Origin of the sequence: Brevibacterium atlanticum (assembly GCF_011617245.1) — a bacterium.
Taxonomy (GTDB): Bacteria; Actinomycetota; Actinomycetes; order Actinomycetales; family Brevibacteriaceae; genus Brevibacterium; species Brevibacterium atlanticum.
This window is the reverse complement of record NZ_CP050152.1, coordinates 1-25,031: the sequence shown is the minus strand read 5'-3', so window position 1 is coordinate 25,031 and position 25,031 is coordinate 1. Positions and strand designations below refer to the sequence as shown.

At 65.2% G+C, this 25,031-nt stretch carries 18 protein-coding genes and 2 tRNA genes; 3 read left to right on the top strand and 17 right to left on the bottom strand.

The features are described 5' to 3' along the window. The first annotated feature begins 52 nt into the window (after positions 1 to 52). Positions 53 to 1,393 carry an MFS transporter gene (locus GUY23_RS00100; protein ID WP_166968582.1) on the top strand — a complete coding sequence of 447 codons (1,341 nt, stop codon included), beginning with the start codon at positions 53 to 55 and terminating at the stop codon, positions 1,391 to 1,393. 114 nt (positions 1,394 to 1,507) lie between these two features. Further along, positions 1,508 to 2,881 (top strand): aldehyde dehydrogenase family protein, encoded by a 1,374-nt coding sequence (locus GUY23_RS00095; protein ID WP_166968580.1) that lies wholly within the window; start codon positions 1,508 to 1,510, stop codon positions 2,879 to 2,881. A 67-nt stretch (positions 2,882 to 2,948) separates the two neighbouring features. Here the strand turns inward: GUY23_RS00095 and GUY23_RS00090 are convergent, their stop codons facing one another. The 8 genes from GUY23_RS00090 to GUY23_RS00055 all read right to left on the bottom strand — a co-directional run bounded on the left by GUY23_RS00090 (position 2,949) and on the right by GUY23_RS00055 (position 12,542). Further along, positions 2,949 to 3,686: a DUF4097 family beta strand repeat-containing protein gene (locus tag GUY23_RS00090; protein WP_166968578.1), complete on the bottom strand. Its 738-nt coding sequence runs from the start codon at positions 3,684 to 3,686 to the stop codon at positions 2,949 to 2,951. A gap of 55 nt (positions 3,687 to 3,741) precedes the next feature. Beyond that, positions 3,742 to 4,377: a TetR/AcrR family transcriptional regulator gene (locus GUY23_RS00085; RefSeq protein ID WP_166968576.1), complete on the bottom strand. Its 636-nt coding sequence runs from the start codon at positions 4,375 to 4,377 to the stop codon at positions 3,742 to 3,744. 177 nt (positions 4,378 to 4,554) lie between these two features. After that, the gene (locus GUY23_RS00080; RefSeq protein ID WP_166968574.1) at positions 4,555 to 5,226 is read right to left on the bottom strand and encodes a metal-dependent transcriptional regulator; all 672 of its coding nucleotides are present in this window, start codon (positions 5,224 to 5,226) and stop codon (positions 4,555 to 4,557) included. Between the two features lie 10 nt (positions 5,227 to 5,236). Then, positions 5,237 to 6,541, bottom strand: coding sequence for a sodium:proton exchanger (locus GUY23_RS00075; protein WP_166968572.1), 1,305 nt, complete (start codon positions 6,539 to 6,541; stop codon positions 5,237 to 5,239). Between the two features lie 140 nt (positions 6,542 to 6,681). Then, positions 6,682 to 9,309, bottom strand: coding sequence for an excinuclease ABC subunit UvrA (locus tag GUY23_RS00070; RefSeq protein WP_166968570.1), 2,628 nt, complete (start codon positions 9,307 to 9,309; stop codon positions 6,682 to 6,684). 114 nt (positions 9,310 to 9,423) lie between these two features. Then, positions 9,424 to 10,872 carry an MDR family MFS transporter gene (locus tag GUY23_RS00065; RefSeq protein ID WP_166968568.1) on the bottom strand — a complete coding sequence of 483 codons (1,449 nt, stop codon included), beginning with the start codon at positions 10,870 to 10,872 and terminating at the stop codon, positions 9,424 to 9,426. A 231-nt stretch (positions 10,873 to 11,103) separates the two neighbouring features. Further along, positions 11,104 to 12,072 carry an endo alpha-1,4 polygalactosaminidase gene (locus GUY23_RS00060; RefSeq protein ID WP_228282591.1) on the bottom strand — a complete coding sequence of 323 codons (969 nt, stop codon included), beginning with the start codon at positions 12,070 to 12,072 and terminating at the stop codon, positions 11,104 to 11,106. After that, positions 12,054 to 12,542 carry a MarR family winged helix-turn-helix transcriptional regulator gene (locus GUY23_RS00055; RefSeq protein ID WP_166968566.1) on the bottom strand — a complete coding sequence of 163 codons (489 nt, stop codon included), beginning with the start codon at positions 12,540 to 12,542 and terminating at the stop codon, positions 12,054 to 12,056. Before GUY23_RS00055 ends, GUY23_RS00060 begins: the two co-directional genes overlap by 19 nt. Before the next feature lie 96 nt (positions 12,543 to 12,638). Between GUY23_RS00055 and GUY23_RS00050 the strand changes: the two genes are divergently transcribed. Next, on the top strand, positions 12,639 to 13,436 hold the full coding sequence (locus tag GUY23_RS00050; protein ID WP_228282589.1) for an SDR family NAD(P)-dependent oxidoreductase: 798 nt from the start codon (positions 12,639 to 12,641) through the stop codon (positions 13,434 to 13,436). Between the two features lie 98 nt (positions 13,437 to 13,534). On the opposite strand, the gene GUY23_RS00045 is transcribed toward GUY23_RS00050, so the two are convergent. The 9 genes from GUY23_RS00045 to dnaA form a co-directional block, all read right to left on the bottom strand. Next, positions 13,535 to 13,607 (bottom strand) — tRNA-Ala (locus GUY23_RS00045). Positions 13,608 to 13,778: 171 nt separating this feature from the next. Continuing rightward, a tRNA-Ile gene (locus GUY23_RS00040) sits at positions 13,779 to 13,852 on the bottom strand. A 153-nt stretch (positions 13,853 to 14,005) separates the two neighbouring features. Then, on the bottom strand, positions 14,006 to 14,866 hold the full coding sequence (locus GUY23_RS18510) for a DUF3566 domain-containing protein (protein WP_228282587.1): 861 nt from the start codon (positions 14,864 to 14,866) through the stop codon (positions 14,006 to 14,008). Continuing rightward, on the bottom strand, positions 14,863 to 17,469 hold the full coding sequence (gyrA, locus tag GUY23_RS00030; protein ID WP_166968564.1) for a DNA gyrase subunit A: 2,607 nt from the start codon (positions 17,467 to 17,469) through the stop codon (positions 14,863 to 14,865). Before gyrA ends, GUY23_RS18510 begins: the two co-directional genes overlap by 4 nt. Before the next feature lie 138 nt (positions 17,470 to 17,607). Further along, complete coding sequence (gene gyrB, locus GUY23_RS00025; protein WP_166968562.1) at positions 17,608 to 19,605, bottom strand: DNA topoisomerase (ATP-hydrolyzing) subunit B; 1,998 nt, start codon at positions 19,603 to 19,605, stop codon at positions 17,608 to 17,610. Positions 19,606 to 19,814: 209 nt separating this feature from the next. Next, on the bottom strand, positions 19,815 to 20,327 hold the full coding sequence (locus GUY23_RS00020) for a DUF721 domain-containing protein (RefSeq protein ID WP_166968560.1): 513 nt from the start codon (positions 20,325 to 20,327) through the stop codon (positions 19,815 to 19,817). Beyond that, positions 20,324 to 21,526, bottom strand: a complete 1,203-nt coding sequence (gene recF, locus GUY23_RS00015) for a DNA replication/repair protein RecF (protein ID WP_166968558.1) — start codon at positions 21,524 to 21,526, stop codon at positions 20,324 to 20,326. Before recF ends, GUY23_RS00020 begins: the two co-directional genes overlap by 4 nt. Beyond that, the gene (dnaN, locus tag GUY23_RS00010) at positions 21,527 to 22,666 is read right to left on the bottom strand and encodes a DNA polymerase III subunit beta (RefSeq protein ID WP_208085418.1); all 1,140 of its coding nucleotides are present in this window, start codon (positions 22,664 to 22,666) and stop codon (positions 21,527 to 21,529) included. It abuts the gene before it with no gap. Positions 22,667 to 23,248: 582 nt separating this feature from the next. Then, positions 23,249 to 24,931 carry a chromosomal replication initiator protein DnaA gene (gene dnaA, locus GUY23_RS00005; protein ID WP_166968556.1) on the bottom strand — a complete coding sequence of 561 codons (1,683 nt, stop codon included), beginning with the start codon at positions 24,929 to 24,931 and terminating at the stop codon, positions 23,249 to 23,251. Positions 24,932 to 25,031 lie beyond the last annotated feature (100 nt).

Below are 25,031 nucleotides of genomic sequence, written 5' to 3'. Positions count from 1 at the left end.
TCTGCTTATACTTCCCCTAGTATAGCTTCCTTGAAGAAAGTCTGAGTGATCGATGCCGACCACCCGCCGACGCATCCACCCCGCCTGGCCCGTGGCGGCCGTCGCGTTCATCGCGCTGCTCGCCGCCGCCGGATTCCGCGCCGCCCCCGGGGCGCTCATGGTTCCGCTGCACGCGGACTTCGGGTGGTCGATGAGCAGCATGTCCTTAGCCGTGAGCGTCAATCTGCTGCTCTACGGTCTCACCGCGCCCTTCGCCGCAGCGCTCATGGACCGTTTCGGTATCCGTCAGGTCGTCGCCGCGGCCTTGGCCCTCGTCGCCCTCGGCGCCGGCGGCAGCGTGGTCATGACTGCGTCATGGCAGCTGCTCATCTTCTGGGGTGTGCTCATCGGCCTGGGCACCGGGTCGATGGCCCTCGTCTTCGCCGCGACCATCGCCGACCGCTGGTTCGTCGCCCGCCGTGGACTCATCATGGGCGTCCTCACCGCAGGTTCGGCCACGGGTCAGCTGATCTTCCTGCCCCCGGTCGCCACGATCGCCGAATCCACCGGCTGGCGTCCGGCCTCGCTGCTCATCGGCATCGCAGCTCTGGCGGCTGTGCCGTTGGTGTGGTTCGTCCTCCGCGACCATCCGTCCGACCGTGGTGTCCTTCCCTATGGCGCGACCCAGGAGGACGTGGCTCCGGCTGCCGAAACAAGTGCCACCACCGCCGAGGCCGACTCCGAATTCGCCGGCGCGCGCGCCCCGCGCGGCGGAGGTGCTGCCCGGCGCGCGTTGACCGGCCTCCTCTCCGCAGCTCGGCACCGTTCGTTCTGGGCGCTGGCGATCGCCTTCGCGATCTGCGGTGCCACGACGAACGGCCTCATCGGCATCCACTTCATCCCCTCGGCTCACGATCACGGGATGCCTGCGGCCACGGCGGCCGGCCTGCTCGCGGTCGTCGGGATCTTCGACATCGTGGGCACGATCTTCTCCGGCTGGCTGACCGACAAGTTCGACCCCCGGATCCTCCTCGTCGCCTACTACACCTTTCGCGGCCTCGGTCTGCTTCTGCTGCCCTGGCTGCTTTCGGATTCGGTGCATCCGAGCATGGTCCTCTTCGTCGTCATCTACGGCCTCGACTGGGTCGCGACGGTCCCGCCGACGGCCGCGCTGTGCCGGGAGATCTTCGGCGAGAACGGAACCATCGTCTTCGGCTGGGTCTTCGCCGCCCATCAGATCGGTGCCGCAGTGGCGGCCTTCGCGGCCGGAGTCGTCCGCGACGCCTTCGGTGAGTACACATACGCATGGTGGGGAGGCGCGGCCATGTGCGTGATCGCTGCGGTCCTGTCCTTCGCCGTCCGACGTCGACCGAACGACACCGCCACCGCGACCCCCGCCGAGGTGGCCCCCTAGTCCCAGCCGAACCGGCCGATGCCCGTGCCCGGCCGTGGACTCGAGTGTCGCGGAATTGCGCGAGACTGTAGTTTGTTACAGGGCACAGATCGTCAACCCGTGAAAGGACGTTCCATGAGCAAGTTCGCTGTCACCAATGCCAACACCGGCGAAGTCGAGGAGGAGTTCGCCTCCGTCCCGAAAGAAGAGATTCCCGGGTACATCGATCGTGCCCACGAGGCGCATCTGTCCTGGAAGGAGACGCCGCTGCACGAGCGCGCGGCGATCCTCCACACGTTCGCCGATCTCGTCGACGCCAACGCCGATGAGATGACCGACATCATCGGTCGCGAGATGGGCAAGATCAAGAAGCAGGGCTTCGGCGAGGTCGACAAGGTCGCCCGCACCGCCCGCTGGATGGCCGACAATGCGTCCACCTACCTCGCACCGACACATCTGGCCGCCGCGGGAGCCGCGAGCAGCTATGTCGAGCACCAGCCGCTGGGCGTGCTGCTGGGCATCATGCCGTGGAACTTCCCGTACAACCAGATCGCCCGCTTCGTGCTGCCGAACCTCATGGTCGGCAACGCGATCATCATGAAGCAGGCGTCGATCTGCCCGAAGTCCTCGCAGTACTTCGAGGATCTCCTCGTCGAGGCGGGACTTCCCAAGGGTGTGTACCAGAACATCTACCTCGACTCCTCCCACGCCGAGGAGGTGCTCAAGGACTTCCGCGTCAAGGGCTTCTCGCTGACCGGCTCCGAGGGTGCCGGTGCGTCCGTGGCCGCGATCGCCGCGAAGTACTTCAAGCGCGCCGTGCTCGAGCTCGGCGGCAACGACCCGGCCGTCGTCCTCGACTCGAAGGACGTCGCCTCCGTGGCCCAGAAGCTCGTCGGACTGCGCCTGGCGAACGCCGGCCAGGTCTGCACCTCGCCCAAGCGCATGATCGTCGTCGATGACCTCTACGACGAGTTCGTCGCCGAGGCCGTCAAGGCCGCCGAGGCGACGAAGGTCTCCGACTTCGATGACCCCGAGGTCGGCATGGGTCCGGTGTCCTCCGAAGGCGCCCGCGATGAGATCATCGAGGCGATCGAGAAGGGGGTGGCCGCGGGTGCGACCCTGCACACCGGCGGCAAGAAGCTCGACCGTCCCGGCTGGTTCATGTCCCCGGCCGTGCTCACCGACATCGACCCGAAGTCGGACCTCGGCTGCAACGAGCTCTTCGGACCGGCCGTGATGATCTACCGCGCCAAGGACGAAGAGGATGCTCTGCGTCTGGCCAATGACACCGAGTACGGTCTCATGTCCTCGGTGTGGACCGACGACCTCGAGAAGGGTCAGGAGTTCGCCAAGAAGATCAACGCCGGCATGACTCTGATCAACGCACACATGGAATCCGGCCCCGAGTACCCGTTCGGCGGCATCAACCGCTCCGGCTACGGCCGTGAGAACGCTCAGTGGGCGTTCCAGGCGTTCACCAACGAGCACCTCATCCGCGTCCACGTCTGATCAGGTGTGAGACCTCAGGTTCACTCCTGAGAACTCAACCACCGAGGTGACCGGCAACGGGGACATCTCACTCGAGTGAGATGTCCCCGTTGCCGGTGGTGACCTCGACAGAATGCGGGCTGTCGGGATCAACAGAGAGCGAGTTCGACTCCGCGCCGTTGTCAGTTCTCAAGGACACGGCGTAGGTCGTGCGCGGCAATGAGGCGCTCACGGCACCATTGTCGGTCGTCACCCTCAGACTCGACGGTGCTTCGTCGAACGTCAGATCGACTGCCCCGTTCTCGGCCTGTGCCGAGACATTGTCTGAGCTCAGACTCTCGACGTGCTGGTCACCGTTCGTGCTCCTCAGCGTCAGATCGCCGACAATGTCCGTCGCCGAGATCCCGCCGTTCTCCGTCGCGATCGACACCGACTTGTCGAAATCCTTCACAGACACCTCTGCATTCTCCGCTTGCAGTGACACCGCCGCAGACGGTGGGATGACCACCTGATAGCGCACCTCGCACGAGGAGAGGAATCCGCAGTCCGTGGACAAGGTGAGCTCGTCGTCAGCCATCGTCCACGTCGCCTGGTCCGCGTCCCCAGTGAACCACCTCGTCACTTCGACTGAGTCGACATCGCCCGGCTGCAGGGCGATGTCGCCTCCGGAATCCATGACGATGCCCAGCTCATCCCCGCTGATCCGAAACGAGTGCCTCTCGGGATCGACTGCGTCGAGGGACGGTCCGCAGGAGCTCAGCCCGATCATGCCGAGGATCCCCACACTCGACAGAGCAGACACCTTTGACCATCTGAGAACACTCATTCCAACTCTCCTCTCGCCATTTGTCCTGCTACCCGGCGAACCGACACCTTCGTCGTCATCTCTGCCGTTCGGGCTCGGCGTGTGTGATCGACTCGATCAGGGCGACAATGGCTTGTTCGATCGCCGCCGAGTCAACCTGCTCAGGATCCGCCAGATGCTCCATCGACAGTCCGTTCGTCAGACAGTGCAGGATCAGAGCCGCCACACCGGGATCGATTGAGAGTTCCAGACCGCTCTGTGCGGAGACCTCTCGGATTGCGCGCTCGGCGACCTCTCGCTGTGTTCGCCGCAACGGCCCCCACGCCTGTCTCGCTGCGGGATCCCGTGCGGCTCGTGCCGCGAATTCGAGGCCGAGACGACCCCGTTGCTCGTCCTCCGTGATGCTCTCTGCGACGACACCGGCCACGAACGTCGCGACTTCGTCGGCCGGTCTCGTCGGAGCCTGGAGCAGTCGGTCTCGTTCGCTTGCGGACCGTTCCTCGAGGACGGCGGCGAAAAGACCCTGCTTGCTTCTGAAATTCGAGTAGACGGCGCCCTTGGTGAATCCGGCGCGCAGCGCGATGTCGTCTACTGTCGCCGCGCCGTAGCCGTGCTCGGTGAATTCCTCCGCGGCAGCCGCGATGAGACGTCGTCGGATCTGAGAACGCGGTACACGTCGTGAGACTTCACGGCTGTTGTCCTCTGTCGGCATGACCAGATCATACAGTACTTTCGGTATTCAATACTAGAAGTATTGAAATCGGCAGAAAGGAGCAATCGCGATTGCGCGTTCTCTGGATGGTCGTCCCGCGCATCGACAGATGCGCCGATCACATTCGCAGCTTCCCGGACCGTCGTCGAACGGGGATCGTCGGCTGCTCCGAGCGCCTCAGGCTCCGGGTTCGACCCGGATGGCTTCGGCGGCCTCGAGGGCGAGCTCGACGTCATCGTCGCCGATGCTCACCGCGATCGCCGAAGCGGCCGAACTGATCGATCTCACCTGCAGCTTCGTGCCGATGACGATTCCCCGTTCGGTGAGGTAGCGCAGCAGCTCGGGCGAGCGGTCGGAGACGCGGACGACCTCGACCTCGATGCCCGGCGCGGTCTCGCGCAGGCGCCTGCTGGGGAATTCCGCGGTGTGCCCGTCGGCGTCGGGGATAGGATCCCCGTGCGGGTCCCGCTGCGGATGTCCCATTGCGGCGTTCATCCGTTCGAGCACGAGATCGGAGACCGCATGTTCGAGCCGGTCCGCTTCGTCGTGGACCTGATCCCAGGTCAGCCCCAGCGCCTCGACGAGGTAGGACTCGACGATCCGATGGCGCCGGACGATCTCGACGGCGATCTGCCGGCCGGCGTCGGTGAGCACGATCTGCCCGTAGGGTTCGTAGTCGATGTAGCCGTCGCGGGCGAGCTTCTTGAGGTTCGCCGACACCGTCGAGGCGGTCACTCCCAGCTGCTCGGCCATCTCTGTGGTGGCCGGGCGACCGCCGGGCCATTCGTAGGCCTTCCAGATGAGGGTGACATAGTCCTCGACCATGCGGGTGACAGCGGGGCGCGGCATGATCGTCATTCTACGCGCGGGTCCCCGCCGCATTCGGATCGGAGGACAGACCGACGGTCGATTCGTGCCTCGGTTCGGTAGCCTCGGCGGGTTCCGTGTCCTCCGTTTCGACCTGCGGCCGGCGGAAGGGAGCGGCGAGCGTGGGGAGGATTTCGCTCCGGTGGAGGATGAGGAAGATGATCGCGAGCACCGCCTGGATCGCGGAGAGGATGTAGCGTCCGGATGTGTCCGTGACGAAGAACTGCAGCCCGAAGAGCGCGGCGAGTCCCAGCGCGGGTGCCCAGTGGAAGCGCAGGGCGAGGATGATGGCGACGCCGAGGATGGTCTGCGTGGCCGTGAGCGTGAACTCCTCGATCTGCCGCCCGTCCAGCGGCAGCCAGGTGCCGCCGCCGGCGAGGTGGGCGATCGGCAGGGAGCCCACGAGCAGGCTCCACTGGTTGACCTTCGAGGCGATGAGCGTGCCGATCGCGGCACCGCCCATGCCGCGCAGGGCGAACATCGCGGCGATGATGAACTCGGGTGCTTCCGAGGCCAGCGGGGCCAGCCACTGGACGAGGAAGTAGGAGTCGATGCCGAGCGCGGAACCGGAGTCCACGAGGGCCTCCGCGAAGGGCTCGGCCGAGGCGAGGATGATGGTCGCGGACACGACGAACATCGTGATCACGGTGGCTCGGCGGGCCTTCGTCGGCATGGCGACGATGAGTGCGGCGGCACCGAGGAACTCCTCCTCGTCATCTCCGGCGGCCTGACCGGCGCGCCACAGGTAGGCGGCGAAGATGAGGACGAGGCCGATGCCGAACCAGATGGGGATGCTGCCGAGCAGAGGGATGGCGAAGGCGAGCACGCCGAGGATGACGAGGAAGCCGATGTCCATGCGGCTGCCCGAATCCAGACGCAGAGAGGTCTGGATCGGTGATTTCGTGCGTTTCGCAAAACGGCGGGCGACGAGGAGGGCGATGATGACGACGAGCGGCCACCCGAAGCCGAGCAGCAGTCGGTTCGAACCGGTCATGTTCGCCGCCGCGAAGTGCAGATAGTCCGGATCCGAGCCGGAGCGGAATGCGTAGTAGAGGTCCACGGCGTATTCCGGGAGGACCGCGATGAGTGCCAGCAGGGCGATCGCCAGGGCCCCCGAGATGTCCTTCTGCGCCGCCTCGGCGGCCCACGCCAGCAGGAACGCGGCCGCGACGATGGCAGCTCCGAAGGTGAGCAGTTCGAGGACCGGGGCGAGTTCGCTGCCGGTGATGCGCAGCACCACGGCGGGTGCGGCGATGAGCAGGCAGAACGCGATGCGGCGAAGGATTGCGGCGGGCATGTCTCCAGACTTCCGCCCGCGAATCGGGTGTGTCTACGCACAACTGAGACTTAGACGTCTCCAACAATTTCGGCAGGTCCCGGCATCCGCGGGTTCCAGGGGTTCACGCGGGTGGGGAGCAGCGCGGCATGTGCCCGAGATCACCGTGCGGAGTCGGAGGGCTGTGGGTGCAGTGCCTGCAGCGCTGCGGCCAGGTACGCCGTCGACGGGGTGTCTCCCGTTGCGGCGATCTGTGCCGGGGTGCCGACGGCGATGACCGTTCCGCCGTCGTCACCGGCGCCGGGACCGAGTTCGATGACGTGGTCGGCGGCAGTGATGATCCGCATGTCGAGCTCGACCATGATGACCGTGTTTCCGGCATCGACGAGGGTCTGCAGGTGGGTGATGAGCCGGTCGGCATCCGCGCAGTGCAGCCCCGAGGTGGGTTCGTCGAGGACGTAGAGGGTGTCTCCGCGCTGGGAGCGCTGCAGTTCGCTGGCGAGCTTGACCCGCTGAGCCTCGCCGCCGGAGAGTTCGGTCGCCGGTTGGCCGAGGCGCAGGTAGCCGAGGCCGACGTCGATGAGCGCGGTGAGAGAGCGCATGATGTCGAACTCCTCGGTGAAGAAGTCGTGCGCTTCCTCCACGCTCATCGCCAGCACCTCGGCGATGGTGTGCCCGTGCCAGAGGATCTCAAGGGTGCTCGACTGGTACCGGGTGCCGTGGCAGTCCGGGCACTCGGTGTAGACCGACGGGAGGAAGAGCAGCTCGACCATCACCGAGCCTTCGCCCTCACAGGTCGGGCAGCGACCGCCTGCGACGTTGAAGGAGAACCGGCCGGGCTTATAACCGCGTTCCTTGGCTTCCGGGGTCTCGGCGAAGCGGCGGCGCACGTGGTCGAACAGGCCGGTGTAGGTCGCGACGTTCGACCGCGGAGTGCGGCCGATGGGCTTCTGATCGATGCTCACGACGCGGCGGATGCCGGTGAGTTCGCCTGCCACCGCACCCTCGAGCTCTTCGGGTTCGTCGGTGAGCAGCAGCTCATCGCCTTCCGGTTCGGGTTCGTCGTTCTGGGTCGGTCGACCGAGGTGCTCGCCGACGAGCACCGGCAGCACCTGGCTGACCAGGCTGGACTTGCCGGAACCGGACACCCCGGTGACTGCGGTCAGCGCACCCAACGGAAGTTCGACGCTGACATCGCGGAGGTTGTTCCGCCGGATGTCCTCGACCCGGAACCATGCGTGCGGCCGGCGAGGTGCGTGAGGTTCGAGGCCGCGTCCGCCGAAGACATAGCCGCGGGTGATCGACTCCTCGATCTCGGCCAGACCTTCGGTGGGGCCGCTGTAGAGGACCCGTCCGCCGCGTTCGCCGGCGCCCGGTCCGATGTCGACGAGCCAGTCGGCGTGCCGCATGAGATCGACCGAGTGCTCGACCACGAAGAGGCTGTTGCCGCGGGACTTGAGCCCGTCGAGGATGTCCATCAGGGCGGTGACGTCCTGCGGATGGAGTCCGGCGGAGGGTTCGTCGAGGACGTAGACGACGCCGAAGAGTTCCGAGGTCAGCTGGGTGGCCAGACGCAGTCGCTGCAGCTCGCCGCCGGACAGAGTCGGTGTCGTCCGTCCCAGGGACAGATACCCCAGGCCGAGGTCGACGATTGGCCGGAGACGATCGATGAGACCCTCGCCGAGGCGGACGGTCGTAGCGAGCTTCTCCGCGGAGACGTGTTCGATGTCGGCCTCGTCCTGCTCATCGGCGGCGTCGGCATGGTCGGATGCGTCCAGGGAGGCGCGAGCGTCCGCGACGGTGTCCTTCAGCAGGCTCACCAGTTCACGCAGGGGCAGGGAGGAGAACTCGGCGATGTCGAGCCCGGCGATGCTCACCGTCAGGGCCTCTGGCTTGAGCCGTTTGCCGTGGCAGACGGGGCACGGTGCGACAGAGAGGAACCCGGCGACGCGGCGCTTCATTCCAGCACTCTTTGTGTTCGCGAAAGTGTCGAGGATGTATTTCCGGGCACCGACGAAAGTGCCCGAGTAGGTCGGTTCGACCCCGGCATCGGCGGCCTCGCGCGCCTCGGCCAGCGTCAGCCGCGAGTGGACGGGAAGGTGCGGCGTCTCCTCGGTGTAGAGGAGCCAGTCGCGGTCGGACTGCGGCAGATCCTTCCAGGGGACGTCGACGTCGAAGCCGAGGGCCACCGCGGTATCGCGCAGCTGGTGACCGTGCCAGGCGGTCGGCCAGGAGGCGATCGCCCGCTCCCGGATCGTCAGCGTCGGATCGGGGACCATCGAGTCCTCGGGCACCTCGTAGACGCGGCCGATGCCGTGGCATTCGGGGCAGGCACCTTCGACGGTGTTCGTCGAGAAGTCTTCGGCCAAGAGCATCAGCTGGCCCTCGGGATAGCGACCGGCTCGGGAGTACAGCATCCGGACGAGGCTGGACACGGTCGTGATGCTGCCGACCGAGGATCGGGCGCTGCTCCCGCCGCGCTGCTGCTGCAGGGCCACGGCCGGCGGCATCCCGGTGATCGAATCGACGTTCGGGACACCGGCCTGGTCGATGAGTCTCCGGGCGTAGGGGGCCACGGATTCGAGGTAGCGGCGTTGGGATTCGGCGAAGAGGGTGCCGAAGGCCAGGGACGACTTGCCCGAGCCGGAGACTCCGGTGAAGACCACCATGGCATCACGGGGAACGGTCAGATCGATGTTGCGCAGATTGTGCTCGCGCGCACCGACGACCCGCACATCCGGTTGGATCTCGCGTGACTGTGGCCGGTGCGTCCGCGCAGAGGAGGTCATAGCGTCACGGTACCAATGCCGACCGACACCCGCCGAGGAGGCTCACCTCGGTCACGTACAGACCGTCCCGCAGACAGAGCGACCGCCCCCTGAGGGACGGTCGCTCGGGGGCGCTCAGTCGGCGGGCGCGCCCGCGGACGGTTCGACCACCTCGGCGGGGTAGTCCTCCTGGTCCTCGGGCTTGCGGATGAAGAACGCGAGGACGACGGGGACGAGCGCGATGATCGTCGCCAGCAGGAACGCCGAGTGCCCACCCGGGCCACCGGCCTCGGGAATCGACCGGCCCGCAGCCTGACCGGAGTGCAGGGCCGCGGAGTAGATGGAGATGAGCAGCGCCGTGCCTGCCGCACCCGCCACCTGCTGAAGGGTGTTGAGCGCGGCCGAACCGTGCGAGTACAGGTGCCGGTCCAGGGAACCGAGAGAGGCGGAGAACAGCGGCGTGAACGACCCGGCGAGGCCGAGGGACATGAAGATCTGGATGATGACGAGCAGCCAGATCGGAGTGCCGATCCCGGCGTTCGAGTACGCGAACATCGCCGCGGCGATCATGATCGTGCCCGGCACCAGCAGGGTCTTCGGTCCGCGGGCGTCGTAGATGCGGCCCATCACCGGTCCGAGCAGACCCATGAGCACCGAACCCGGCAGGAGCACGAGGCCCGACTGGGTCGCGTTGAGGCCGACCACGCTCTGCAGGTAGAGCGGGAGGAGCGAGAAGGTGCCGAACATCGACAGCGCGACCACGGCCATGATGATCACGGACAGCACGTAGTTGCGTGAGTTGAACACGCGCAGGTCGAGCAGGGCCCGATCACCGCGTTGGAGCGTCAGCTGGCGCCACACGAAGAGCCCGAGGACAACGACGCCGCCGGCGATCGTCGCCCATGCCAGGCCCGATGAGGAACCGCCGCCGGCCTCGCCGCCGTGGCCGCCGCCGAACTGGCTGAGCCCATAGACGATGCCGCCGAAGGCGAACACGGAGAGCACGATGGAGACGACATCGATGGGAGCGTGCGTCGATTCGCCGAGGTTGGTCATCCATTTCGCACCGAGGCCGAGTGCGACGAGGGCGATGGGCAGGATGATGCCGAAGAGCCAGCGCCAACCCAGCGAGTCGAGCACGATCCCCGACATCGTCGGTCCGATCGCCGGTGCCAGCGAGATGACGAGACCGACGCGGCCCATCATCCGGCCGCGCGAATGCGCGGGTACGACGTTCATCATCGTCGTCATCAGCAGCGGCATCATGATTCCGGTGCCAGCCGCCTGGACGACTCGGCCGACGAGGAGGAGGAGGAAGCCCGGGGACACGAGACAGATGAGTGTGCCCGACGAGAAGAGGATCATCGCGGCGAGGAAGATCTGCCGCGTCGTGAACCGTTGGATGAGGAAGCCGGTCGTCGGGATGACGACGGCCATGGTGAGCATGAACGCGCTGGTCAGCCACTGGCCGAGCTCGGGTGGGATGCCAAGGGTCTGGTTGAGATCGGGGATGGCGATGGCCATCGTCGTCTCATTGAGGATTGCGACGAAGGCGGCTACGAGGAGCAGCCAGATGACCCTCATGCCGGCAGGGTCGATGGACTCGGGCTGAGCGGGCTGTGAGTGCGAGTGTGTGCTGTCGCTGGACAAGGAGGTGCTCCGATCGAAAAAGTTCTGTCATCGCCCCGGCGCGGGCGGAATCCTGCACGCAGCAGCCGACACTGCGTTCAGACAAAGAGATCAACGGGAATCTACGCTAGTCTATTCCACACTCATGGCAACAGGGGGAGAACCCCACCTCGGCGATCGACTTCGTCACATTCCGCGGGTGGGTCGGCCGCGGTCCGGACTGGGGCACGCCTCATAGCGGTGGCCGCTCTCTCCGGCGGCGACGAGCTCGCGGTCACGCAGGATCGCCAGCGGGGCCCGATCGCTGAGGTCGCAGACCTCGGAGAAGTCCAGCCCCGCCTCGGCGAGGGAGTCGGGGTACTCGATCCCAAGGACATGGTCACCGTAGACCTCGGTGTACACATCGCATTCGGCGAAGGCCGCGCATTCCTCGGTGACGGCGAAGTCGAAGCCCAGTTCATGATGTGCGGTGCGGGTGATCTCGGCGGAGTTCTTCTGCGCGATCGCCAACCCTGCCTGATGGGCGCGTTCGACGTAGGACCTGGCCAGAGCGTTGACACCGTCACTGTCGATGGCGTCGAAACGCTGCGCGATGTCGAGGTTGTCGATCTCGACGGCGGCGTATCCGCGGTCTGCGCAGCCGTCGATGACCTCGCCGAGGCGGTCGAGGATGATCGTGCGCGCGTGTTTCGTGCTCGGGTCGAAGATGTGTTCATCGGGCCAGTCAGGGTCGACGACGAGGTTGCCGTCGCCGTCGTGGAGGAGGACGTCCTCGTCGTCTGCCCAGTCCTCGGCTTCATCGGGTTGGGTCTGGAAGCCGTTGACGTAGCAGACCGAGTAGGCGCCGGGCAGGGGGTCGACATGCCCGTCGCGGACGACGACGTCGATTCGGGTTCCCGCGGTGGTTGTGGACTGCCCGGAATCAACAGGAAGTTCGTCGTAGGCCCCGCCCAGCTGATAGTCGAAGACCCCGGAGGTCGGCGGAAGTGTGATCGCTTCCGTCGAACCGCCATTCGATCGCGCCGTCTCCCGGGCATGCGCAGCCGAAGTATCAGTCTCGGCGGGCCCACTGCACCCCGCGACCACGAGGGTGCTGATCAGGGACAGCGCCACAGCTGCTGACCGCGTATTCGCGATCATCGCCCTGGTCGCCATCCACCCTCGTCGCTGATCGCCGCGGCGATGCTGCGGCTGATCTCGCGCAGCGTCGTCGCCTGTTCGGCACTCAGGGAGTCGAAGACGAGGCGGCGGACGAGGTCGGCGTGGGCGGGAGCGGCGGAGGCGACCACCTCGGCGCCGGAGTCGGTGAGCCCGGCGATCGTCACCCGGCGATCGGCTGGATCGGTCGAACGGCGCACCCACTCGCGCTTCTCCAGGCGGACGACCGCGCGAGAGAGTCGGGAGAGTGTGCTGTTGGCGAAGCCGGCGAGAGTGCTCATGGGCAGGCTTCGTCCTTCGGCCGTGGAGAGGGCGTAGAGGATGCCGAACTCGAAATGTGTGAGGTCCCAACCGTCCTGAAGCTGCAGGTCGAGCACGGGCGGAAGCCACTCGAGCACGGTCGCCAGGGCCGACCATGTCTCGAGCTCTTCGCCGTCGAGGGGCGCTGATTCGGACGGAGAGGTCATGGATCCATCCTAACGCACTACTTGACTGAGCAAGTTTTACCTGTGATGATCACTTGCTCAGGAAACTATTTGAGTGAGACCACGAGGAGCACAGCCGTGAGTGAAGAGAGAGCAGGAGAATTCGGGCGATCGAGAGTGTTCGTCTCGGGGTCGACGCAGGGGATCGGGTTCGCCTCGGCGCGGGCGTGCGCAGCGGACGGCGCATCCGTCGTTCTCAACGGGAGGACCGAGTCTGCCGTCGCCGAGGCGGTCGACCGGCTCCGCGCCGAGGTGCCGGGAGCCGATGTCAGCGGGATCGCGGCCGACCTCGGCGACGCAGTGGAGACAGCGGAGCTGCTCGAGAGCCTCGGCGAGGTGGATGTGCTCATCAGCAATATCGGCATCTTCGATGTCGCCGCCTTCGGGGAGATTTCAGATGAGGAGTGGGAGCGGTATTTCGCGCTCAATGTCATGGCCGGTGTCCGGCTGGCCCGAGGGCTGCTGCCGGGGATGCTTGAGCGGGGGCGTGGGCGGATCGTGTTCATCGGCACTGAATCGGCGGTCGATGTCCCGGCCGACATGATCCACTACGGGGCGACGAAGGCGGCGTCCCTGGCGGTGGCCAATGGACTTGCGAAGCTCACTAGGGGCACCGCGGTGACAATGAACACCGTGCTCGGCGGGCCGACGTACTCCAATGGGGTGGCGACCACGGTGAAGCAGATCGCCGCAGCGCAGTCACTTGAGGTCGAGGACCTGAAGTCACAGCTCGTGCGGGAGACCTCACTCATCGGCAGGTTCATCGAGCCGAGCGAGATCGCCGATCTCGTCGCATTCCTCGCGGGCCCGAAGTCGTCGGCGATCAACGGTGCCGCCCTGCGTGCGGAGGGCGGAGTACTGCCGACTCTGCTGTGAACACCCCTGAGCACGGGCGCACCTGGGAACGACGAAGGCTCCGAACCACTTTGGTTCGGAGCCTTCGTGTTACGAGTGCTGTCTCAAAACTACTCGAGTGGAGGTAAGGGGACTCGAACCCCTAACCCTCTGCTTGCAAAGCAGATGCGCTACCAATTGCGCCATACCCCCGTGTCGGGTTCTCACCCTCACACCGAATCGGTGTGTTCGGACCATTCGGCCTGAGCAGATTGATTCTGCTTCCGCCACCGGAAGAACACTCCCAGCCCCACAAGCGTGAGACCGCTGAGAATCCATCTTTTCATGATCCTCCTCGAAAGGGAATCCCCGAAGACGGGGACGTGGGCCTACCTGGACTTGAACCAGGGACCTCTTCGTTATCAGCGAAGCGCTCTAACCGCCTGAGCTATAGGCCCTTATCGGGGTGAACCCGAAGTAAAACGATACCCAACCGGAGCAGACAAACACAAATCGCCTCCCGGTGACTCCCCTCACACCCATTTGCTACCTGACGGCGGCCCAGCAACCCCGCGCGGGGTTGCTGGGCCGCCGTCAGGTAGTAAGAGGGGTCAGTCGTCGGTGAGGGTGAGGCTGAAGCCGCCGGCGATGAGGGACCCGATGTTGTAGATGAAGGCTGCCAGCGTCGACAGCGCCGTCATCAGCACGATGTTGATGACCGCGATGATGAAGCCTGCTGCGACGACTCGACCGAAGCCGAAGATGCCGATGATCCGCTCGGCCGACTCAGCGCCGGCGAGCTCGCTCATCGTCGATTCGAGGCCGCTCATCACACCCGTCGCCTGGAGCACGATCCACAGCACGATGAATGCGACGATCGTGGCGATGCCGATGGCCACGGACATGAGGAAGGACATCTTCATGACCGACCACGGGTCGACCGCAGACACCGTGAGGCGGACGGTGCGGGGGCCTTTCTTCTTCTTGCCGCTGCCGGAGTCGACCATGTTCTTCACGCCCATCTTCACGCCGCCGGAGCTGGCGCGGATGGTGTTGGCCGCATTTCCCATCACCGAGGTGGCCCCGCGGTTGCCCGAGGACTGACCTCCCGTGGATCCCTGGGAACCGGTCGGCTGCGATCCCGCACCCGAACCCTGTGACCCGGCTGCGCCGGATCCCTGTGAGGTGGAGCGGGCCGTCGGTGCCGATCCCGTCGAGGGTGCACGATTGGGCTTCGGCGAGGCCTTCGGAGCCGGAGGCGCGACGACCGTGGCCTTCTCGGTCTGGGGCGTGCCCTGATTCGCGTTCTGCGAGGAGCCCGAACGCTGTCCGGACGAACCCTGCCCGGAACCGCGTCCTGAACCGGACCCTGCGGACTTCGCGTCGTTCTTCGACGATCCCGCCGTCAGACGCGTCGAACCGCTCGACGTACGTATGATCTTCCCTGAGCCTGGCTTGCTGCTATCGCTCACTCTTCCACATCCTCGCTGCCGGACTGAGGTGCGTCGACCTCACCCTCGGGAACTTCACCTTCCGGAACGCCGCCTTCGGGAACTCCACCTTCAGGAACTCCGGCATCGTCTTCGTCTTCGTCTTCGACCTCGGCTTCGGGTCCACGTGTCACTGCGATAATACGATCATTCCTGCCCGGTTTCGCGAACACCACACCCATGGTGTTGCGTCCCTTCGCCGGAACTTCGTCGATTCCCGACCGAACGATCTTACCCTTCTCCATGACGACGAGGACTTCCTCACCGTCTTCGACGATGAGTCCGCCTACCAAGTCTCCGCGCTGTTCGGTGATTTTGGCAACCCGGATTCCCAGACCGCCGCGGCCCTGCAGCCGGTATTCGTCGACGGGGGTGCGCTTGGCGTATCCGCCTTCGGTGACGACGAAGACGTAGGTGTCGGGCTGGACGACGTCCATGGTCAGCAGCTCGTCGTCGTCCTTGAACTTCATGCCGGTGACACCTCCGGTGACACGACCCAGCGGGCGGATCGACTCATCGTCGGCGGCGAAGCGGATCGACATCCCCTTGCGCGAGATCATCAGCAGATGGTCGTCGGAACCGACGATGCGGGCCGAGACCAACTCATCGGGCTCGCCCTTGTATTCCCGCAGGTTGATGGCGATGACGCCGCCGGTGCGGTTCGAGTCGTATTCGCTCAGCCGGGTCTTCTTCACCACGCCGGACTTCGTGGCGAGGATGAGGAATTCGGCCTCTTCGTAGTCGCGGATGGACAGGACCTTCGCGATCGTCTCACCGGGCTGCAGCGCGAGCAGGTTCGCCACATGCTGGCCCTTGGCATCACGCGAGCCCTCGGGCAGTTCATAGGCCTTCGCCCGGTAGACGCGACCGGTGTTCGTGAAGAACAGCAGCCAGTTGTGCGTGGAGGTGACGAAGAACTGTTCGACGACGTCGTCACCGCGCAGTGCCGCGCCCTTGATGCCCTTGCCGCCGCGGTGCTGGGCGCGGTAGAGGTTCGTCTGGGTCCGCTTGGCATAGCCGCCGCGGGTGATCGTGACGACGACCTCTTCCTCGGGGATGAGGTCCTCCATCGACACGTCTCCGTCGAAGCCGGCGAGGATCTTCGTCCGACGCTCGTCGCCGTAGCGTTCGACGATCTCGTCGAGCTCTTCGGACACGATCTCGCGCTGGCGAGCCGGTGTCTCGAGGATGTGCTTGTATTCGGCGATGAGGGCCTCGATCTTCTCGGCCTCCTCCTGGATCTTCAAACGCTCCAGAGCGGCGAGTCGTCGCAGCTGGAGGTCGAGGATCGCGTTCGCCTGGAGTTCGTCGACCTCGAGCAGCTCCATCAGTCCGGTCCGGGCCTCGTCCGAGGACGGCGAGCGGCGGATCAGGGCGATGACCTCGTCGAGGGCGTCGAGGGCTTTGAGGTAGCCGCGCAGGATGTGGGCGCGCTCCTCGGCCTTGCGCAGCCGGAACTGGGTGCGCCGGACGATGACCTCGATCTGGTGCTTGACCCACAGGCGCAGGAACGAGTCGATGCTCAGGGTGCGCGGCACGCTGTCGACGAGGGCGAGCATGTTCGCGGAGAAGTTCTCCTGCAGCGAGGTGTGCTTGTAGAGGTTGTTGAGCACGACCTTGGCCACGGCATCGCGCTTGAGCACGATGACCAGGCGCTGGCCGGTGCGGCCCGAGGACTCATCGCGCAGGTCAGCGATGCCCGCGACCTTGCCGTCCTTGACGTAGGAGGCGATCTTCGCGGCCAGGGTGTCGGGGTTGACCATATAGGGCAGTTGGGTGACGACGAGGCAGGTGCGTCCCTGGATCTCCTCGACCTCGACGACGGCGCGCTGGGTGATCGATCCGCGACCGGTGCGGTAGGTGTCCTCGATGCCCTTGCGGCCGAGGATCGTCGCACCCATCGGGAAGTCCGGCCCCTTGATGATGCCGAGCAGCGCCTCGAGAGCCTCTTCCTTGCTCGCCTCGGGGTGGGAGAGCAGCCATTGTGCTCCGGCAGCGACCTCGCCGAGGTTGTGCGGCGGAATGTTGGTCGCCATTCCGACCGCGATGCCCGCTGAGCCGTTGACGAGCAGGTTCGGGAACCGTGAGGGCAGAACCATCGGTTCCTGATTGCGTCCGTCGTAGTTGTCCTGGAAGTCGACGGTGCCTTCTTCGATGTCGCGGACCATCTCCATGGCCAGCGGCGCCATCTTGCACTCGGTGTAACGGGGTGCGGCCGCACCGTCGTCACCGGGAGAGCCGAAGTTGCCCTGTCCGGCGACCAGGGGGTAGCGCATCGTCCACGGCTGCACGAGGCGGACCATGGCGTCGTAGATCGCCGTGTCACCGTGCGGGTGGTACTGGCCCATGACGTCACCGACGACGCGTGAGCACTTCGAGAAGTTGCGGTCGGGGCGGTAGCCGCCGTCGAACATCGCGTAGAGCACGCGGCGGTGGACGGGCTTGAGCCCGTCGCGGACATCCGGCAGGGCGCGACCGACGATCACGCTCATCGCGTAATCGAGGTACGACCTCTGCATCTCGAGGTTGAGATCAACCTGCTCGATGCGGTTGATTTCTGTTCCGATATCGTTCTCGTCGGCCAATGTGGGCTCTTCCCTTGTGTCTTAACCGTCCGGCTGGGTCTCAGCCGTGTGCGGCAGCGTATGAGTTCAAAGAGTGGGGGTCGGTGCGGCACCGATCATCCACCGGCACCGAGGCTGTGCCTCGGTGCCGGTGAACGTTCAGATGTCGAGGAAGCGGACGTCCTTCGCGTTCTCCTGGATGAAGCGGCGACGCGAGTCGACATCGTCGCCCATGAGGACGGTGAAGATCTCGTCGGCGACGATCGCATCGTCAAGCGAGACCTGCTTGAGCAGACGATGGTCGGGATCCATCGTCGTCTCCCACAGCTCCTCGTAGTTCATCTCGCCCAGACCCTTGTACCGCTGGATCGCGAGGTCCTTGGGCAGGCGCTTGCCCGCGGCCCGACCGGTCTCGAGCAGACCGTCGCGCTCCTTGTCCGTGTAGGCGAACTGGTGCGGTGCGTTCGACCACTTGATGCGGTAGAGCGGCGGGGTCGCCAAGTAGACGTAGCCATGCTCGATGAGCGGCTTCATGTACCGGAAGATCAGGGTCAGCAGCAGAGTGGTGATGTGCTGACCGTCGACGTCGGCGTCGGCCATGAGGACGATCTTGTGATACCGCAGCTTCTCGAGGTCGAACTCCTCGCCGATGCCGGTGCCGAAGGCCGTGATCATGGCCTGGACCTCGTTGTTGCCCAGCGCCCTGTCCAGACGTGCCTTCTCGACGTTGAGGATCTTGCCGCGCAGCGGCAGGATCGCCTGCGTATTCGGATTGCGGCCCTGCGTGGCCGAGCCGCCGGCCGAGTCGCCCTCGACGATGAACACCTCGGATACATAAGGGTCCTTCGACTGGCAGTCCTTGAGCTTGCCGGGCATGCCGGAGGATTCGAGCAGGCCTTTGCGACGTGTGGCCTCACGTGCCTTGCGGGCCGCCATGCGTGCCTGGGAGGCCTGCAGCGCCTTGCGCACGACGTCCTTGGCCTGGGCCGGATTGGATTCGAACCAGTGTCCGAGCTCATCGCGGACCACGCGCTGGACGAAGCCCTTGACCTCGGAGTTGCCGAGCTTCGTCTTCGTCTGTCCCTCGAACTGCGGATCGCCGAGCTTGACCGAGATGACCGCGGTCAGACCTTCACGGATATCGTCGCCGGTGAGGTTCGGATCCTTGTCCCGCAGCAGCTTCTGTTCCTTCGCATACGCGTTGACCAGGGAGGTCAGTGCAGTGCGGAAGCCCTCTTCGTGCGTGCCGCCCTCGTGGGTGTTGATGACGTTGGCATAGGTGTGCACGGATTCGCTGTAGGCCGTCGTCCACTGCATCGCGATCTCGAGCGAGAGGGTCTGTTCGCCCTCCTCGGCTTCGAAGACGATGACATCGGGGTGGACGAGATCGGCCTTCTTCGTCGCATTGAGGTATTCGACGTAGTCGAGCAGGCCGTGCTCGTAGTTGTAGGTGACGGTCCGCGGCTTCCACTCTGTGGCCTCGTTCTCGTCGATCTGCACCTCGTCGCCGTCGACCTCGTTGTGTCGTTCGTCGGTGAGGCTGATCTTCAGGCCCTTGTTGAGGAAGGCCATCTGCTGGAAGCGTGCGCGCAGGTACTCGTACGAGAAGTCCGTGGTCTCGAAGATCGTCCCATCCGGCCAGAAGGTCACGGTCGTGCCGGTCTCATCCGTGGCCTCACCCTGCTGCAGCTCGCCGGTGGGCACACCCTGGACGAAGTCCATGTTCCACGTGTAACCGTCGCGCTTGACCTCGACCTCGAGTCGTTCGGACAGGGCATTGACGACGGTCGAACCGACGCCGTGCAGACCGCCGGCCACGGCGTATCCGCCGCCGCCGAACTTGCCGCCGGCGTGGAGGACCGTGAGGATCACCTCGACGGTGGGCTTGCCTTCGGTCGGGTGCATGGCCACCGGCATTCCGCGCCCGTCGTCGGCCACGCGCACGCCTCCGTCGGCGAGGATGGTGACTTCGATGTGCGAACAGTAGCCGGCCATCGCCTCGTCGACGGAGTTGTCGACGATCTCCTGGACGAGGTGGTGGAGACCGCGTTCCGAGGTCGAACCGATGTACATGCCGGGTCGTTTGCGGACTGCCTCGAGACCCTCGAGTACCGTGATGTCGCCGGCATCATAATGAGGCTGATCCTCGGTCGTCATGTGACTCCTTGTTCGGATGGTCGCTATCAGCTCCCCATTCTACCGCGACGGAGCCTGAAATGCCCGTAAGCGGCCCGTGAAGGCGGATTTCCCGAATTTTCAGACCGCAGATATACCCCCGGGCACAGACGGGAGCGGCTATGGCCGTTTAAGGCCCTCTGAGTTCTTCGCAGAGTTGCCCCCGAAAATTCGCCGAGGCAGCCGCTCCGTCACCCGAATGTGTCCCTGGGTCCGCGGCCGGGGACCGACCGTCGTCCCCGTTTGAAGCTGCGACCCTGGGGTCCCTTGATCTCGATCTCCGTGATCGTGGCGGAGCCGAGCCCCTCTTCGAGCCGACGCAGAATCGTCGGTCTGAGAACCCGCAGCTGGGTCGCCCACGTCGTCGAGTCGGCAGCGATGACGAGCAGCGGGGGCGAGAAGTCGACAGGGGTCGCATGCTGGGCGACCTGGGCGCCGACGAGCTCGGGCCAGCGCCCGAGCACCTTGCCGATGTCGATCGACGACGACCATCCGCGATCGGAGATGAGCGAACCGAGGACGGAGGACACTGACTTCGGATCGCGGCCGTCCTTGCCTGCACCTGAATAGACGACTTCTCCGCGCAGACGTGAGCGTCGTCGACTGCGGACGAATTTCGCCTCCGTGGCCTCCATCCGTCGCACCCGGTCGAGGGCTTCGAGAGAGGCGACCGGAGTGGAGAAGTCGCGGTCGATCCCGCTCATGTGGCGGTCCCTGTCTCGCGTGCGCCGTCAGCTACTGTGCCGGCATCGGCCATGCCATCTGCACCGGCGCCCGCGCCTGCCAGCAGCGTGGACTGATCGATCCGCTTTCCCTCGAGACCGGCGGGCAGGTCCGCGTCGACGGCGGCGGTGATGAAGACCTGTTCGGCCTCCGTCACTCGTGAGGCCAGGCGGCTGCGCCTGCCGGTGTCGAGTTCGGCGAAGACGTCGTCGAGGACGAGGATCGGCTGTTCGGCATCCGAACCGGCATCGGCTGAGAGCAGATCCCAGCCGGCCAGCTGCATCGCCAGCGCGAGCGACCAGGTCTCTCCGTGGGAGGCATAGCCCTTCGCCGGATGCGAACCGATCTTCAGCGACAGATCGTCCCGGCCCGGCCCGTGCAGAGTCAGGCCGCGCTCGATCTCCGTTGTCCTCCGCCGGTCCAGGGCGGTAAGCAGCAGCTCCCGGCACTCTGCTGCGGATTCGGCCTGCGAGTAATCGATGCGGGAGTCGTAGGCGATGTGGGCGCCCTGCCGCTCGAGCCGGGCATCTGCGGCGATAAAGGCGAAGTTCTCCTGCAGCGGAGTGACGATGTCGGCGAGAATCCGACGGCGGCCGAAGACGAGTTCGGCGGCTGAGTCCGCATAGGCCATGTTCCAGATGTCGAGGGTGGCCTCGAGTCCCGGATCGCGGTCCTCTCGCAGCCGTTTGAGCAGGGCGTTGCGCTGTTTCAGCGCCCGCTCGAAGTCGGTGATGATCGAGGAGAAGCGCGGATTGCGGGCGACGACGAGGGTGTCGATCCAGGACCGGCGTTCGGCCGGTTCACCACGTACGAGACTGAGGTCCTCGGGGGCGAAGACGACGCAGGAGACGAGACCGAGGATGTCCTTGAGCCGGACCGCACTCCGATTCACCCGGGCCCGGTTCGCACCCTTGGACTGGATCGTCACCTCGACAGCGGCATGCCTCTGATCCCGATTGACCAGAGCCGACACGGTGGCCGCCGTCGTGCCTTCGCGCACGAGTGGGGCATCGAAGGCCACCCTGTGTGAACGCTGCTGGGCGAGGTACCCGATCGCCTCGACGATATTGGTCTTCCCGGTCCCGTTGTCGGCCACGAAGGTGGTGACCCCGGGTGAGAACTCGAGGTCGAGTTCGGGATACGACCGGAAGTCACGCAGAGAGAGCCGGGATATCCACATTCAGATGCGCGTGGGCATGAGCAGGTAGCGATACGATTCGTCGGCCGATCCCTCGAGGTCCTTCTGCCCAGCGATGATGACCGGTTTCATCGGCTGGGTGAACGAGAAGTTCACGTATGGGCTCTCGACCGCGGCGAGCCCCTCGGCGATGTAGTGCGGGTTGAAGCCGACGGTGATCTCCTCACCCTGGAGGGTCGCTTCGACGGCTTCGGAGGCCTGGGCGTCGTCGCCGGTTCCCGCGTGGAGGGTGAGCATCCCGTCGGTGACCTCGAAGCGCAGCGGGGTGTTGCGTTCGGCAACGAGCGAGACGCGGCGGACGGCTTCGCGCAGCACTGCGGTCTCGACGATTGCGTGGATGGGCACCGAGTCGGGGAACAGCGACCTGACCTTCGGGTACTCGCCCTCGACGAGCAGCGAGGTGGTGACTCGGCCGGCGGAGGTGAACGAGATGAGGTCCTTGCCGGCATCGGTGCTCAGACCGATGGTGACGTCTCCGCCGAGTGACTTCGACACATCGGAGAGCGTGCGTCCGCGCAGCAGAGCCACGGCCGAGACATCCGGGCGACCGGGGTTCCAGGTGAATTCGCGGACGGCCAGTCGGTAGCGGTCGGTCGCGAGCAGCGTGACCTTCTCGCCTTCGATCTCGACGCGGACACTCGTGAGGATCGGCAGAGTGTCGTCCTTCGACGTGGCGATCGTGACCTGGGAGACGGCGTTCTGGAACTCTCCGGCGGAGACGGTGCCGGAGTCTTCGGGCACCTGAGGCAGGGCCGGGTATTCGGCCACAGGCATGGTCATGAGCGAGAACCGCGAGGAACCGCAGGTGACGTCGACCTTGGCGTCGATCTGTTCGAGAGTGACGTCTTGGTTCGGCAGCGCCTTGGAGATGTCGGCGAGCAGCCGACCGGAGACGAGAACGGTGCCGGCGGAGGTGACATCCGCAGCGATCTCGACGCGGGAGGACACCTCGTAGTCGAAGACTGCCAGGCGGACGGTGCCTCCGGCTTCGGCCGTGATGAGGATTCCGGTGAGCACCGGGGCGGAAGGACGGTTGGGCAGAGTCTTGGTCGCCCAGGTCACCGCGTCGGCGAGAACGTCGCGATTGACTTTGAACTTCAAGGGGGATGCTTCCGCGTTCACTTTACTCCTTCGGGGTGGCTACCCGACCTGCTCAAGGCATCTGGCACAAGACTCCGGGTTGCGAGGCGCTGGCTCGATACTGCTCGGAAAACTTTACACAGCCTATCGGATGATTGCCCACCCCAGCAGGGTCGGTCGGAACTGCTCCGGCGATCAGTGGTTCGGCAGCGACGAAGGAGGGTCGCGCTACGAGGAATCTCGGATTCGAGAATCGCCCGAGATCCTGTGTTCGAATATCTGCCGAGCTGTTCCGGGATCCCGGTGCACAGCTTCGGGATCTTCCCGAGCCGAGGCCCGCAGTCGGTGGCGGTCGCCCTCTGAAGAGTTGAATTCACTTGGTAGAAGTATCAGCGCCTGTGGAGACTGTGGACAGGTTCCCTCTACCCCTGAGTAATCAAGGGATTCACCACTCTATAGGCTTGTGGATGCCATGTGCACCGCGACGGGAGGGTCGGTGGGCGCCTGGGTAAGCACAAGCATGTAGTTCACATCTTTCCACCCGCACTGCGGTTCTGTCCACCGTTTCGTCCCCAGGTGTGAGCGATTGTCCCCAGGGTTATCCACAGATGTGTACGGCGCGATCTATAGGCGATGCTGTTGTTTAATGCGGTTTGTGAGTTCGGTGACCTGCGTGTAGACGGCCCGTCGCTCGGCCATCTGAGTTCGAATCTTCTTGTTCGCGTGCATCACGGTCGTATGATCGCGCCCGCCGAAGGCCTGGCCGATCTTCGGCAGGGACAGATCGGTGAGCTCACGGCACAGATACATCGCGATCTGGCGGGCCGTCGTCAGCGTCCGTGACCGGGAGGTCCCGCACAGGTCGTCGAGGGTGAGGCTGAAGTACGCAGCGGTCTGTCCCATGATGTCGGCAGCGGTGACGGCAGGGGTGTCGTCCTGGGTGATGAAGTCCTTGAGCACCGTCTCGGCCAGGGAGACATCGATCTGCTGATCGTTGAGGTTCGCGAACGCGGTGACTCGGATGAGGGCGCCTTCGAGCTCGCGGATGTTCGAGGACACCCGCGAGGCGATGTATTCGAGCACATCGTCGGGGACGTCGAGCTGTTCTGCAGCGGCCTTGCGGCGCAGAATCGCGAAACGGGTCTCCATATCCGGCGGCTGCACATCGGTGAGCAGGCCCCACTCGAAACGGGACCGCAGCCGCTCCTCGAATCCTTTGAGCATCTTCGGCGGCTGATCCGAGGTGATGACGACCTGCTTGGCCTCATTGTGCAGGGCGTTGAATGTGTGGAAGAACTCCTCGACAGTGGCGTCCTTGCCCTGCAGGAACTGGATGTCGTCGATCATGAGGATGTCGACTTCGCGGTAGCGGCGCTGGAAGGCCGGACGCAGCGCATTCGAGGTCTTCGACGAACCGATCGTATTGATGAAGTCGTTGACGAACTCTTCGCTCGAGACGTATTTCACGCGGATCTCGGGGAACAGTTGGGTGGCGTAGTAGCCGATCGCGTGGAGCAGGTGGGTCTTTCCCAGTCCTGAGTCCCCGTAGATGAACAGCGGGTTGTAGGCCTTGGCCGGGGCCTCGGCGACGGCGAAGGCGGCGGCGTGGGCGAAGCGGTTCGACGCTCCGATGACGAAGGTGTCGAAGGTGTACTTCGGGTTGAGCTGGGCGACACCGGGAGCATCGACGGGCGGAACCATCGGGGCGGCGGTCGCCTCGGCGATCTTGAGCTCGCGTTCGCTCATCTGGGATTCGGCGGGCGTGGACGGCGACTGGGCGGGAGCCGGCGCTTCCGGCTGTCTTCCGTGAGCAGTGCGATCGAATCCGGGTGGAGTCCGGTCGACGTCGGTCGACTCTGCCGATGCGGCCGCCTCGGCGGGGGTGTGGCCGTTGTCAGAGTCGTGCCGGCCGAGCGTGTGCGGCTCCTGTGGCGCTGCCGGAGCCCCCGTCGCCGAGGTGGACGTGACGGGATCGATGGGCACCTGCGGTCCCGGCGTCGGCTCCCCGATGAGATCTTCGAAGCGGATGGGGACGTCGAGTTCGGGGTCGACGACGAATCCGAAGGTCACATCGAAGCCGAGGACCTTCGAGAACTCCCTGGTCAGGGGCCCAAGCAGCCGAGTCTCGATCGTTCGTCTGGTGTGTTCGTCGCGGACGGCGAGGAGGACGAGGGCGTTGTCGACGAGCGCCTTGGGCACGGCCAGGGAGAGGAATCCCTTCTGATGAGCCGTGAGTTCCGGGTCCTGATCCAGGGTTGAGACCACCGTGCGCCAGCGGCTGATGAGCTCATTCTTGGAATTCGACACCGTCACTCTTCCTCAGCTTTCAATAGATTCGTTCGCGGCGTGATCCACACCTGTGCATGACTTCCACATAGTTTTCCACAGTTTGTGGATTCGTGGCGAC